Source organism: Coprococcus phoceensis (assembly GCF_900104635.1).
Lineage (GTDB): Bacteria > Bacillota > Clostridia > Lachnospirales > Lachnospiraceae > Faecalimonas > Faecalimonas phoceensis.
Genome location: NZ_FNWC01000007.1, coordinates 1,771,180 through 1,784,827, shown reverse-complemented (window position 1 = coordinate 1,784,827; position 13,648 = coordinate 1,771,180). Strand labels below are relative to the sequence as shown.

10 protein-coding genes and 1 pseudogene are annotated in these 13,648 nt (G+C 44.9%); all 11 read left to right on the top strand.

Annotated features, from left to right (window positions below; translation table 11 throughout):
• Window positions 1-206 precede the first annotated feature (206 nt).
• A pseudogene (locus tag BQ5364_RS18865) lies at window positions 207-635 on the top strand (sigma-70 family RNA polymerase sigma factor).
• Between the two features lie 228 nt (window positions 636-863).
• Window positions 864-1,487 carry a TetR/AcrR family transcriptional regulator gene (locus BQ5364_RS12430; RefSeq protein WP_004611459.1) on the top strand — a complete coding sequence of 208 codons (624 nt, stop codon included), beginning with the start codon at window positions 864-866 and terminating at the stop codon, window positions 1,485-1,487.
• Window positions 1,488-1,597: 110 nt separating this feature from the next.
• The gene (locus tag BQ5364_RS12425; protein WP_004611458.1) at window positions 1,598-3,370 is read left to right on the top strand and encodes an ABC transporter ATP-binding protein; all 1,773 of its coding nucleotides are present in this window, start codon (window positions 1,598-1,600) and stop codon (window positions 3,368-3,370) included.
• A gap of 1 nt (window position 3,371) precedes the next feature.
• Window positions 3,372-5,105 carry an ABC transporter ATP-binding protein gene (locus BQ5364_RS12420; protein ID WP_071144397.1) on the top strand — a complete coding sequence of 578 codons (1,734 nt, stop codon included), beginning with the start codon at window positions 3,372-3,374 and terminating at the stop codon, window positions 5,103-5,105.
• Between the two features lie 23 nt (window positions 5,106-5,128).
• A complete protein-coding gene (locus BQ5364_RS12415; protein ID WP_044986622.1) occupies window positions 5,129-5,935 on the top strand; it encodes a class I SAM-dependent methyltransferase in 807 nt (268 codons plus the stop codon).
• Between the two features lie 218 nt (window positions 5,936-6,153).
• The gene (locus BQ5364_RS12410; protein WP_330673895.1) at window positions 6,154-7,116 is read left to right on the top strand and encodes a helix-turn-helix domain-containing protein; all 963 of its coding nucleotides are present in this window, start codon (window positions 6,154-6,156) and stop codon (window positions 7,114-7,116) included.
• 126 nt (window positions 7,117-7,242) lie between these two features.
• Window positions 7,243-7,854, top strand: coding sequence for an MptD family putative ECF transporter S component (locus tag BQ5364_RS12405; protein WP_055151428.1), 612 nt, complete (start codon window positions 7,243-7,245; stop codon window positions 7,852-7,854).
• Complete coding sequence (locus BQ5364_RS12400; RefSeq protein WP_004611453.1) at window positions 7,851-8,552, top strand: energy-coupling factor transporter transmembrane component T family protein; 702 nt, start codon at window positions 7,851-7,853, stop codon at window positions 8,550-8,552. The genes BQ5364_RS12405 and BQ5364_RS12400 overlap by 4 nt, the downstream gene beginning before the upstream one ends.
• Window positions 8,553-8,562: 10 nt before the next feature.
• The gene (locus BQ5364_RS12395) at window positions 8,563-10,041 is read left to right on the top strand and encodes an ABC transporter ATP-binding protein (protein WP_004611452.1); all 1,479 of its coding nucleotides are present in this window, start codon (window positions 8,563-8,565) and stop codon (window positions 10,039-10,041) included.
• A gap of 2 nt (window positions 10,042-10,043) precedes the next feature.
• Complete coding sequence (locus BQ5364_RS12390) at window positions 10,044-11,870, top strand: ABC transporter ATP-binding protein (protein ID WP_004611451.1); 1,827 nt, start codon at window positions 10,044-10,046, stop codon at window positions 11,868-11,870.
• On the top strand, window positions 11,863-13,596 hold the full coding sequence (locus tag BQ5364_RS12385) for an ABC transporter ATP-binding protein (RefSeq protein WP_004611450.1): 1,734 nt from the start codon (window positions 11,863-11,865) through the stop codon (window positions 13,594-13,596). The genes BQ5364_RS12390 and BQ5364_RS12385 overlap by 8 nt, the downstream gene beginning before the upstream one ends.
• Window positions 13,597-13,648: the final 52 nt, after the last annotated feature.

Genomic DNA, 13,648 nt, shown 5'->3' with positions numbered 1-13,648 from the left:
GGTACTCTCACGCCCCTAATGTAGAAGTTTTAGCTCTACAGCATAGTTCTCATTTTTCTTACTGCCGCAAAGGTTTAACAGCCTTTGCGGTTTTTTGTTTGTCGATATTTGTCGGAAAAAAGGACAAGCCTTCTTCCGGTATCGGCTGCCGTTCTCCGCCCTTTCCAATCTGAGTTTTCAAACAAATCAGATTGGAGGTAAGGAAAATGGCATATAACCATGGAAGAGCAGAGCGCAAATGGAAGCTCTGGAAAGAGAAAGAAGAAAAGATTTTAAGAGACAGCGGTGCTTCTGAAGATATGATTGAAGCAATCCGTCTCTATGACCGTCAGGCATTTAATACAGACAGACGCTATTATGAGCGTGTGCAGGAAACAGGTACATACCTTGATACTGTTGCAGCATCCACAGATCAGGCAGAACCAAAAACAGTACAGGACTTCCTGGATCGTATTGAAAATCAGGAATTGTAACATGTGCTGATCACCGTGGACAGGCTTACCCTTCAGATCGTTCTGATGAAGATCCAGGGGTATAGCACTCATGAAATAGCCAGGTATCTGAAGATTACCGAAAAGGCGGTTTACAGGCATATGGACAGGCTGAAAGAAAAAGTGAAGAAGATCTTCGAGTAGTTCATGATAATCACAAAGCAGGGTGTGAGAACAAACTCCACCCTGCTTATCATTTATTAGAAAAAATGAAACTTTTGTCAAAACCAGTATTTAAAAATTTTATCAGTAATAAAGTACAGAATGCTGTTTGGATTGCTATTTTTATGCAACTATTTCTTGTTGCTCTTGACAAAATAATTTTTAGAGACTAAAATTATAACAGTGTTATATATCACTGTTATATAGGAGGTGTGCAAAATAAACGGAAATGGAACGACTTTAGAAAATATCCACCGGGCAGCGAAAGCAGAATTTTTAGAAAAAGGATATAAAGACGCTTCCCTGCGGAATATTGTGAAATCCGTGGGAATGACTACCGGAGCCTTTTACGGATATTATAAAAGTAAAGAAGAACTTTTTGAAGCCATCGTTGGTGAGCATTACGAATATATTCTCAAACGTTTTATAAAGGCACAGCAGGAGTTCGCCGAACTACCAGCTGCCCAGCAGCCGGAAGTCATGAGTGACATTTCGGGGCTTTGTATGTACGATATGCTCCATTATGCGTACGAACATTTAGAGGAATGTAAACTGATCCTCTGCTGTTCGGAAGGAACAAAATTTGCCGGGCTAATTGATGAAATGGTGGAGATTGAAGTGGAAGGGACTCATGCCTATCAGGAGGTTTTAAGGAAGCTTGGAAGGCCCTCTCCGCATATCGATCCTTCGCTGGAGCATATTCTGATCACCGGAATGTTTCATACCTTTTTTGAATTGATCATCCACGAAATGCCGCTCAAAGATGCCGAAAACTACGTCAGAGAAATGCGCGCCTTTTATACAGCGGGATGGATGAAAATTATGGGGCAGTAATGCCTTATAATTTTTGCTTGATAGTTAGCTGAAACTAATCTAAATTCGGATATTGTAAGAACATAGACGTGTTCTCTTTATCATAAACACAAAGAAAAGGAGGAATTTTTTTGAAAAAGCAATCCAATTTATCACGCCTGCTGGAAATTGCAGGCAGCCATAAGTACCTGACCTATGCTTCCTGGGTGCTTTCTGCGATCAGTGCCCTGATTGCTCTGGTACCATTCTATTACATCTGGAAAATGATCAAGGAAGTATTGGAGGTGGCACCGAATTTTGACCAGGCACAGAACCTGACCGGTAATGGCTGGATGGCAGTATTGTTTGCGGTTATAGCGGTGCTTGTCTACATAGCAGGGCTGATGTGTTCCCATTTGGGAGCATTTCGTATTGCCACAAACCTGCGTATCCAGACCATGGAGCATATTGTTAAGTTGCCTCTTGGGTTTGCCGAGAGTTTTGGCAGCGGAAAACTGCGCAAGATTGTCAACGAATCCAGCGCAGCCACCGAAACCTATCTCGCCCATCAGCTTCCCGACAGAGCCAATGCCATTGCAACCCCCTGCGGTCTTTTGGTGCTGTTGTTCGTGTTTGACTGGAGACTGGGACTATTGAGTCTTGTTCCGGTTGTGCTGGGGTTTCTGATCATGATGGCAATGACCGGAAAGCAGATGCAGGAAAAGATGAAAGAATACCAGAATGCGCTGGATGATATGTCCAATGAAGCGGTAGAGTATGTCCGTGGGATTCCGGTGGTAAAAACCTTTGGCCAGACGATCTTTTCCTTTAAGAAGTTTAAAGACTCCATTGACCGGTATAAAGTATGGGTGATTGCTTATACCAGGCAGCTTCGGACACCGATGATGTTCTATACAGCTGCGATCAACGGCGTTTTTGCCACACTGATTGCCGGAGGACTGTTGCTTACGCAAGACGGTGTAACTTCCGGTTTCTTACTGGATCTTATTTTCTATATCATCATTACACCGGTTATTTCTGTCACACTGACACGCATTATGTTCCAAAGTGAAAACGCCATGATCGTAGACGACGCTTTACAGAGAATTGACAGCGTTTTGCATTTGAAGCCTCTGGAGGAAACGAAACATTCAAAGCATCCTCAAAACGCTTCCGTGGAACTGAAATCGGTTCATTTCAGCTATGATGGAGAAAAAGAAGTATTAAAAGATATTTCACTGACCATTCCTGCAGGACAGACGGTAGCTTTTGTAGGTCCATCCGGCGGTGGAAAAACAACCCTTGCCAACCTGATTTCCCGATTCTTTGATCCCCAGAGCGGAATGGTAAAAATCGGTGGTGTTAATGTGAAAGACATCCCGAAAGAGGAACTCATGAACACGGTGTCTTTCGTATTTCAGAACAGCCGTCTGATCAAGGCATCTATTCTGGAAAATGTGCGTATGGGAAAACCGGAAGCTACCCGTGAGGAAGTTCTGACTGCCCTTCATCACGCGCAATGCGATGATATTCTGGAAAAACTCCCACAGGGTGTGGATACGGTCATCGGTACAAAGGGTGTCTATCTTTCCGGCGGCGAGCAGCAACGAATTGCCATTGCCCGTGTGATGCTGAAAAATGCTCCGATTATCATTCTGGATGAAGCCACTGCCTTTGCTGACCCGGATAACGAAAGCCGCGTACAGGCTGCTTTCTCAAGACTTTCCGAGGGTAAGACAGTGATTATGATTGCCCACAGGCTTTCTACCGTAACAAATGTGGATCAGATTTTTGTCATTTGCGACGGACGGGTTGCCGAGTGCGGAAACAGTCGCGAATTGCTTGCAAAAGACGGTATATTCAGCCGTATGTGGAAAAATTACCAGACTTCCGTGCAATGGAAGGTAACAAAGGAGGTGCAGTGATATGATCAAAAAACTGCAGAAAAAATATGCCCTGTCTGAACAGGGAGCAAAAGACCTGATCAAAGGCTGCCTGGCCTGTGTCCTTCAGAATCTGTCTTTTATGTTTCCGGTGGGACTTTTATATTACCTGGTCAGCGATCTGATGAACGGGGGTGTTCCCGGCGAGAAAATTCCATTTTATGTGGCAGGCTGCGTGGTGTGTATCGGCTTGATTCTGCTGACCACTTTCTTTCAATACAATGCGACCTATTTTGCCACTTACAAAGAAAGCGGTATCCGCCGCATTACCCTGGCAGAGCATCTGCGCAAAATCCCCCTTTCCTTTTTCGGGAAAAAGGATTTAGCCGATCTTACCAGTACCATTATGGCGGATTGCACCTTCCTGGAGCAGAGTTTTTCGCATTTTATCCCTGAGCTTGCGGGTTCGATCATTTCTACAGTTCTGATTTCCATTGGTCTGCTCTTTACGGACTGGAGAATGGCACTGGCTGCCTTATGGGTTCTGCCAGTTGCCTTTGCGATTGTGGGATTTTCCGCAAAGATTCAGGAAAATCTGAATCAGAAAGCCATGGATGTAAAGATGGCCTGCGCAGACGGGATACAGGAGTGCATTGAAACGGTTCGTGACCTGAAAGCGAACAATGCGGAGCAGGCATATTTAAAAGGTCTGGAAAAGAAGATCCGTGCCGTGGAGCATCGTTCCATCCTCAATGAATTCGGTCTTGCTGTTTTTGTGGTTTCCGCATCGCTGGTGCTGAAGCTTGGTATTGCAACGGTTGCGCTGGTGGGAGCTGTTTTGCTCATGCAAGGAAGCCTCTCCGTGCTTACATTCTTTATGTTCCTTCTGGTAGTATCCCGTTTATATGACCCTCTGCAGGGCGCACTCCAGAATCTTGCGGCAGTCATCAGTACACGAACCAACATTGCCCGTATGAATGAAATTCTCGATCATCCGATCCAGCAGGGCAGCGACAGGCTTTCCAATCAGGGGTATGATATTGTCTTTGACCATGTTAGGTTTGCCTACAATACCGGAGAAACCGTATTGAAAGATGTTTCCTTTACGGCAAAACAGGGAGAGGTTACGGCTTTGGTCGGCCCATCTGGCGGCGGAAAAACAACCGTATCCCGGCTGGCAGCAAGGTTCTGGGATATTAACAGAGGAAAGATTACCGTGGGAGGCATGGATGTATCCCGAATTGACCCGGAAACACTGCTTTCTCTGTATTCCATCGTATTCCAGGATGTTACACTGTTTGACAATACGATTCTGGAAAATATCCGAATCGGAAACAAAGACGCCACAGATGAACAGGTCATTGCTGCTGCGAAACTTGCCAATGTGGATGAATTTGCGGAAAAACTGCCGGATGGATGGCATACCAATATCGGGGAAAATGGCTGTGAACTTTCCGGCGGAGAGCGCCAGCGTATCTCTATTGCCCGTGCATTTCTGAAAAATGCGCCGATCATTCTTTTAGATGAAGCCACTGCTTCCCTGGATGTGGAGAATGAAACTCTGATACAGACAGCCCTTTCCCGTCTGATCGCAGATAAAACGGTTCTGGTCATCGCCCACAGGATGCGTACCGTAGCAGGAGCAGATAAAATTGTTGTCCTTTCTGATGGCACCGTGGCAGAAGAAGGATCACCAAAGAATCTGGAAGAAAAGAATGGTGTATATGCCCATATGGTAAAACTGCAGACAGAAAGCCAGAATTGGAAACTTGCGTGAAGAGGCAAAAAGGAGGACTGGTTATGCAAAAATTAGGCGTTTTGGAGGATACCTTGTTTATCCCTATGCTGGGCAGAATCTATGCCAGTGAGCATTGCCCGCAAATTTTATATGATAAAAAAGCATTGGAATTGAAAAAGAAGCTGCCTTCAGGCTTGATCGAACAGAATATGCAGAACCAGTATACCCTCTTGGCCTCTGCTTCCCGGTCTGCCAATATGGATCGGATTATTCGGTCTTTTCTGGAACGCAGACCGGACGGTGTGATTGTTCAGCTGGGCTGTGGTCTGGAAACAACCTATCACCGATGTGATAACGGAAAGGCACACTGGTATGCCGTGGATCTGCCTCATGTGATCGAATACCGGCGAGATCTTCTTCCCGAACCGAAGCGGGAATTTTATATTTCCGGGGATGCCTTTGTGAAGGACTGGATCAAAAAAGTTCGCAATGATGTACTTGATGCTCCTATTCTCGTTACTGCAAGCGGGTTATTTCATTATTTTGAGGAACATAAGGTCATTGCCCTTCTGCGTATGATTGGGCAATTTGGAAATATGGAAGTTGTTTTTGATACGGTGAACAAAAGAGGCATGACCATGATGAAGAAAAAATATATGAAACAGGTCGGCCATGCCGATGCACAGATGTTCTTTTATGTGGATTCAGCGGAAGAACTGGCAGCAAAGATCGGGGGTAATGTGAAGGTGATTGCGGAGGAACCATACTATCGTTATATTCCTAAAAACGACTTAAAGCTATCCACAAAGGTCAGTATGGCAGTTTCTGATCAATTCAAGATGGTGAAGATGATACAGTTGAAATTATAGATACTTTTGCGCGGAAAAGAAAAGAGGTGAAATCTTGTTATGACATATAATAATTGTTACCTCAATCAACTCTACAGTGATTTGCTTTTCAATGAATTAGAGCGAGGATGTATTACTCAAATAAAAATTAAGCACGGGGTGATTTTTTCTAATTGGTAATGAAACTACCAAAAAAACTATTATATAATTAGTTTATATCAACTGATAGGGAGGTGGAAATGAGCATGAGTGAACTCCACAAACCAGAATGGTATGGGGAATATGCTGTAATTAAAAATAAGTATAATGATTATGTTCAAGTGGAGTATAAATGCAATGGAACAGGAAGCCTATATGACTATGACCTTTTCCCTGGTATTGACTTGATTTTTATGGATTTTAATTGTTCAGATATTTTCCATGAGCCTATTCCTAATAAGAATATCATTGAAATCCGGCATTACCAAAAAGGACGTGTTGAGTTTGAGCTAAGAAATAACAAAGTGTTCCACATGAAAGAAGGAGAATTTTGCATTAATGCTCTTGCAAATATTCCTGCGGCGTATTCCTTCCCCTTTGGATATAGTGTGGGGCTAAGCTGTGTGATCGATAAAGATTCTGTCGATGTGCAAACGCAACAATTTTTTTCTTACTACAACATTGATGTTCTAAATCTTGGGCGAGAATTGGAATTAGAAAAAAATTGGTTTTTATGTCGAACACCACAGCGATTGTTGCATATCTTCGATGAATTGTACGCCGCAAAAGGTATTGAAGGGAGAGATTACTTCCGTATTAAATTATTGGAACTCTTTTATCATATCAAACAACTGCGGATTGAAGATCAGTATGAAGCAACATATTATGCCAAGGAACAAATTGAAATTATCAAGCGAATCCGGCAACAGCTTATAGAAAACCTCGACAAAAAAATACCTATAGAAGAACTCTTACAAAGAGAGCCAATGAGCAAAGTCACATTTCAGGCTATTTTCAAACAGATTTATGGCGAACCCCCCTATGCGCATATCAAAAATTACAAAATGAATCTTGCAGCTGTTTATTTGCAGGAAACAGATCAATCTATCACGCAAATAGCTGGTGAACTTGGATATTCAAATATTAGTAAGTTTGCGAGGGCTTTTCAAGAAGTGTTTGGAATGCTTCCAAAGGATTATCGTAAAGTAAAAAAATCAAATTAACTTTTGGGCTGTTTTGGGCGACTGTCTTTTCATTTGGAGTAGTTAGCGGATGCGAACTACTGTATAATAGCGTCGTGGTTAGTTTTAGCTAACCGCGACGCTATTATATTTAAGGAGGGTTCTGGAATGGAACAAACGGTAAAGAAAAAAATAGGTGTTCGCGATGTTATGACGATTGCCGCAATGATGGTCATCAATTTCGCGATTGCAATGGTGATTGGTATGGTTACATTGCCTTTCCCGGTAGTATATTTGTACGGTTCCGCTGGAATTGATGCATTTGTCGGAGCAACTTTTTATTTGGTTGCGGCAAATCGCATTAACAAACACGGATTGTTGTTTGCTTGGGCTGCAGTTTATGGACTAATCCAAGGTGTTATGGGTTATATGTTCTTGGTTCCCTATTTCTTGATTGTAGCCCTCATTGCCGAGTTATGCATGGTTGGCAAGAATACATACCGAAGCGCAGTTCGCAACCGAATTGGCTGGATGGTCAACTCAATCGGAAATTTTGTAGGCTGTGCCGTACCGCTGTGGTGGTCTTGGGACAGCTATCAGGAAATGGCAGCAAGCAGCGGTTTTGATGCAAATACCTTGAATATGCAGCTCTCTATGGTGACTTCTCCGGCGCTGATGCTTCTGGGTGTTGTCATTACTGCGGTTCTTGCAATTCTTGGTACATTGTTCGGCCAGCGGTTGCTCAGAAAGCATTTCCAAAAAGCAGGTATTGTAGGATGATGGTCGGAGAAAAAAAGCAAAAACGCATTGACCAGATCGATGGGCGCACAGTTCTTTTCCTTACGCTGTGCGCCTGCATCGTGACCTTTCTTACAACAAGTTTTTTAGGGCATGGTTGTTTTAGCTTTTTGATCTTTTTAATCCTCTGCTGGTTCGGCTTATATAAACAGGCTCTGGGATGCTTTGCGGTCTATTTAGTGGCGATTGTATGGCTGATGATCGAGACAAAATATCAGATCAGCATCCCCTCTCCGCTACTACTCAGCATGATTTACAAGCTGTTGCTTCCCGCTATGCCAGCTTATCTTCTGGCTAAAATCCCGTCCGGGAAACTGACAGCCAGCCTGCGAAAAATGCCGATTCCTACCCGTATCATGCTTGTATTGATTGTCATGCTCCGGTTTGCTCCTACTGTGCTACATGAATTTGGAGAAGTCAGGGAGGCCATGAAAATTCGTGGTTTCTTAAAATCGGTTGGCAATGTTTTGAAACACCCAATGGATACATTGGAATATGCCATTGTCCCGATGGTATTTCGCTCCTTAAAGATCGCGGACGAGTTAGCCGCTTCTGCCATAGTCAGGGGAATTGAAAGCCCCTACAAGAAAGAAAGTTACTATGTCAGCCGGATTGCTGCGCTGGATTGCTTTTTGATTGTTGTCAGCGTGGGAGCTACTATGTGCTGCTGTCTTTTATAGGAGGAATGGAATGGGAAAAGAAATAATGATCCGTGACCTGACCTTTTCCTATGGCGGGAACGGAAATCAACTGGAACATATATCGTTAGACATTGCTGCCGGAGAAGTCATTGTTATGACCGGCCCATCAGGAAGTGGAAAAAGCTCTTTGACAAGAGTGATTAACGGACTGATCCCCTATTTTTACGAGGGGGAATTAAGCGGGGATGTTTTTGTGGACGGGAAACCGCTGAAAGAAATTCCGTCCTGGGAGCGCGGCAAAATCGTAGGGAATGTATTCCAAGACCCCAGGAGCCAGTTTTTTGCCAATGAGGTTGCCGGTGAGGTTGCTTTCGGCTGTGAAAACTACGGTTATTCCCATGAGGAAATTCGGAACCATGTTCACCGGGCGGCGGCGGACATTAAGATTCAAAACATTCTGGATCATAGCCTGCACAGCCTGTCCTATGGAATGCGCCAGAAGGTTGCGATTGCATCGGCAGAGGCGATAGACCCGGAAATCTATGTAATGGATGAACCGTCTGCCAATCTGGATATTGCATCTACTTATCGCTTTGCGGACATTATCTGCGATTTGAAACAGCAGGGAAAAACCATTATCATAGCAGAACACCGGCTTTATTATCTGATGGATCTGGCAGACCGCTTCCTGTGTGTGCAGAAAGGAAAAATTGTGCGTGAATTTACCGCACAACAAATGAAAGCTCTGACTAATAAGGAAATCCAGGCATTGGGACTTCGCACTCCTGACCTGCATCAGATTGAGCAGACGGAAATCCCGTCTGCGGCAACCGGCGAGGTTGTCCTGAAAGTGAAAAAACTGAACCACTCTTTTGGTGAAACAATTGTAGCTAAGGATATTGACTTTCAATGCCGTAAGGGAGAAGTGATTGCCCTGATCGGCCCCAACGGAACGGGCAAAAGCACCATAGGGCGAATCTTGGCAGGGCTTTTGAAAGAGAAATCCGGCGAAGTCGTTTTATTCGGAAAGCATTGCAGACCCAAAGACCGCTTGGGAAAGGTCTGGTACATTCCCCAGGATTTAGACAGCCAGCTATTCGGTGAGGATTTGCTGGACGAACTGACTACTGGCTCAGAGGCCAGCCCGGAGCGGAAGCAAGCGGCAGAAGAAATTCTGGAAGCCCTGGAACTGACGCCGTTCATCAAACAGCATCCCTCTACGCTGTCAGGAGGGCAAAAGCAGAGGCTGGCTCTTGGCGTAGCTCTGATACACGAAGCACCTATTATCATACTTGACGAACCTACAAGTGGGCTGGACGGCACGAATATGCGGAATGTCAGCCGGATGATCCGCAAACTGGCGAAGATGGGGCGCACCATTATCGTCATTACCCATGACGCAGAGTGTGCGCTTGCCTGTTGCGAGCGGGCAATGCGCCTTGAAAACGGATATATTACTGATGATTTTCAAATCAGAGGAGCAGAGCTTCTTTTGAAAAAAATTGGGTATGACCAAAAGGAGGGTTAGGAATGACACAGCAAAATGAGAAACAGCCGAAGGCAAAGACTGGACTGGCGCGTTGCCTGGAATTAGCTTCGGGTCATAAATGGCTTTTGTTTCTATCAGGGTTTCTGGCTGCGCTGGCAGCAATTTGTTCTTTTGCACCTTGTTTATCAATTTATTACATCGTTCGGGAAATCCTGTTTGTTTACCCGGATATGTCGCTCTTGAATGTTTCTGCAATCTCAACCTGGGGCTGGCTTGCCCTGGCTGGTATTTTGGGGAACATCGTATTTTACTTTTTTGCCTTACTGTGTTCCCACATTGCAGCGTTTGGAACGCTTTATGAATTGAAGGTGGCCTTTGCCGACCACATTATGCATATTCCGCTTGGGTATCATCTGACCTTGGGCAGCGGCAAACTGAGAAAAATCATGGACGAAAACATTGAAAGCGTTGAGAAATTTATTGCTCACCAGCTCCCGGATTTTGTCGCCTCTTTGGTCGCACCGCTTGTTCTGGTCATTATTCTTCTTGGGATTGACTGGCGGTATGGTGTGGTTTGTCTGGTTGGTATTGTTCTGGCCTTCATCGTTCAGTTTGCAGGATTCAACGGTGAAGCAAAGGAAAAAATGCACCGTTTTCAGACCGCCCAGGAGAACATGAACAGCGCCTCTGTGGAATATGTGCGCGGTATGCCGGAGATCAAAGCATTTAATCAGACCGCAGATTCTTTTAAGCGGTTGAGCAAATCTATTAAGGACTATACCTCTTTCGTGCTGGAGTACGCATTGGGCTGGCAAAACTGTATGCCTGCATTTACCACAATCATCAACAATATTTATCTGTTTTTAATTCCGGTAGGTGTTCTGATCGGGATGCATACTACGGATTTCAGAGAGTATTCGTTGACATTCATTTTCTACCTGATTATTGTACATGCGATTTCCGGTATCCTGAATAAGATCATGTTTATCTCGGAGTCCTTTACGCAGATTGACGGCAATGTAGAGCGCATGGATGAAATCTTGCGTATCCCGGTTCTGCCGGAAAAGAATACAAAGGCTGTTATACAAAACTATGACATTGCTTTTCAGGATGTCAGCTTTTCCTATGAAACTGATTCCCAAGTCAAGGCCCTGGCTCATGTCTCTTTCCTTGCGCCTCATGGCAAGGTAACAGCCGTTGTCGGCCCTTCCGGTGGCGGTAAAAGTACCATAGCCAACCTAATCTCCCGATTTTATGATGTGACGGACGGAAGTATTCAAATCGGTGGTGTTGACATTCGGGATATTCCGCTGGATGCGCTGATGGATAAGGTCAGCTTTGTATTTCAGGATACATTCCTCTTTAAGCAGAGCATCCTGGATAACATCCGCATGGGAAATCCAGATGCTACGGAGGAACAGGTGATTGCGGCGGCAAAGGCGGCAAGATGCCACGAATTTATCGAGCAACTTCCAAACGGTTATCAGACTGTGATTGGAAGCACCGGCGTTCATCTCTCAGGTGGTGAACGCCAACGGATTGCCATTGCAAGTGCTATCGTAAAGGATGCCCCTATCATCGTACTGGACGAGGCAACCGCATTCAGCGACCCGGAAAATGAGTACCTGATTCAAAAAGCCTTTGAAAAGCTAATCCAGAATAAAACGGTTGTAATGATTGCCCATCGTCTGTCTACGATTCGCAACGCTGACCAGATCCTTGTCATGGAAAAAGGACACCTGATTGAATCTGGCACCCATGACGAGTTGCTGAAGAAGGGTGGAAAATACGCGCAGATGTGGAGCAGCTATACGGAGTCGATCAACTGGAAAATCAGTACAAGGAAAGGCGGTGTGATCTATGAGTAAGCTGAAAGAAAAGTTAATGCTATCGGAGAAAGGCTACTCCGACTTAAAAAAAGCAATTACAGCCTGCACAATAACCAATATTGCACTGCTACTTCCTTCAATGGTAGCCTGCCTACTTTTTTGGGAACTGCTGAAACCGTTCACCGGAGAAGCAATTTCATGGGACGCACTGTGGAAGCTGCTGGGACTGGGAGTGGTTGCGGCTATTCTGGTATTCCTGGCTGCAAAAAATGATTATAGAAAAACCTACATTGCTTCTTATAAAGAGGCCAGCACGACCAGACTTCGGATCGCAGAACATCTTCGCAAGCTCCCCATGAGCTTCTTTAACACAAAAGATTTATCTGATATTACCACAAACATGATGGCGGATTGCAGCAGCATGGAATCCATGCTCAGCAGTACCATTCCGCCGCTGATCGCAAATATTATCTCTGTCACCCTGACCTGCATTTGTCTGGCATTTTTTGACTGGAGAATGGCCCTTGCGATTTTCTGTACGATGCCGGTCACATTTCTTATCATCTGGTGCAGACGCAAGCTGCAACTCCGTCTGTTTGATAAACAGGTGGATGTGAAGTTGGAGGCGTCCAGCCAGATTCAGGAATACCTGGAAGGTATCAAAATTATTAAATCCTGCGGCCTTAGCGGTTCCCGTTTCTCCACGCTGGACAAAGCACTCCAAGCCATGAGAAAAATCGCCATCAGGGTGGAACTGGCCTCTGGTATTCTGGTTCAGGGAGCCAGCCTGGTTCTGCAAGCAGGTCTTGGTATCACCATTTTTATTGGAACGGTACTGATAACTGGTGGGCAAATTGAACTGCTTCCTTTGCTGGTGCTGTTCATGTTCTCCACGCAGATTTACGGCCCAATCCTTGCCATCCTTTCGCAGTTAACCTCTCTGTTTCATTTGGGGACTGTTACCAACCGTATGCGTACCCTGCTGACCACCCCTGTTATGGAGGGCGAAGATAAGGATATGGCTAACTATGACATTGAATTGAAAAATGTCACTTTCGGATATAACCGGGACGATGTTATCAAGGATGTATCTTTTTCTATTCCAACTGGCAGCGTAACAGCCCTAGTAGGGCCTTCCGGTAGCGGCAAAAGCACAATTTCCAAACTCATTGCCCGCTTTTGGGATGTAAGAAAAGGTCAGATTTCCATTGGTGGTATGGATGTCCGCACCATTGAACCGGAACACCTGATGCGCTGTATGTCCTTTGTATTTCAGGATGAGACCTTGTTCAACGACACTGTTTTTAATAACATCCGCGTAGGCAACATGAACGCTACCGAAGAGCAGGTCATGGCGGCGGCAAAGGCAGCGTACTGTAACGAATTTATCCAGCGATTGCCGGATGGTTATCAGACTATCTTGGGGGAGAACGGCAGCACTCTTTCTGGCGGAGAACGTCAGCGAATCTCCATTGCCCGCGCTCTGCTGAAAGATGCCCCGATTATTCTTCTTGATGAAGCAACAGCATCTCTTGACCCGGAGAACGAGGTTTTAATCCAGCGGGCCATTGCAAAGCTGGTGGAGGGTAAGACGGTCATTATGATTGCTCACCGGCTCCGTACTGTGGTGGATGCCGACCAGATCATCGTTTTGAAAGATGGTAAACTGGTCGAGCAAGGAACGCATGGAGAATTGATGAAAAAGAAAGGGCTGTATGAAAAGTTGTATCATATTCAGCAGGAAAGCCTTGGATGGACTGTGTAATTGGTATATGCAGGAGCATAACACTGGGAGTATTTGGAAATCATCTGCTAGC

Coding starts and splice junctions, on each gene's coding strand:
- BQ5364_RS12420 (WP_071144397.1), top strand. CDS start 3,372: ATGATCAAAAAACTGCAGAAAAAATATGCCCTGTCTGAACAGGGAGCA.
- BQ5364_RS12415 (WP_044986622.1), top strand. CDS start 5,129: ATGCAAAAATTAGGCGTTTTGGAGGATACCTTGTTTATCCCTATGCTG.
- BQ5364_RS12410 (WP_330673895.1), top strand. CDS start 6,154: ATGAGCATGAGTGAACTCCACAAACCAGAATGGTATGGGGAATATGCT.
- BQ5364_RS12405 (WP_055151428.1), top strand. CDS start 7,243: ATGGAACAAACGGTAAAGAAAAAAATAGGTGTTCGCGATGTTATGACG.
- BQ5364_RS12400 (WP_004611453.1), top strand. CDS start 7,851: ATGATGGTCGGAGAAAAAAAGCAAAAACGCATTGACCAGATCGATGGG.
- BQ5364_RS12395 (WP_004611452.1), top strand. CDS start 8,563: ATGGGAAAAGAAATAATGATCCGTGACCTGACCTTTTCCTATGGCGGG.
- BQ5364_RS12390 (WP_004611451.1), top strand. CDS start 10,044: ATGACACAGCAAAATGAGAAACAGCCGAAGGCAAAGACTGGACTGGCG.
- BQ5364_RS12385 (WP_004611450.1), top strand. CDS start 11,863: ATGAGTAAGCTGAAAGAAAAGTTAATGCTATCGGAGAAAGGCTACTCC.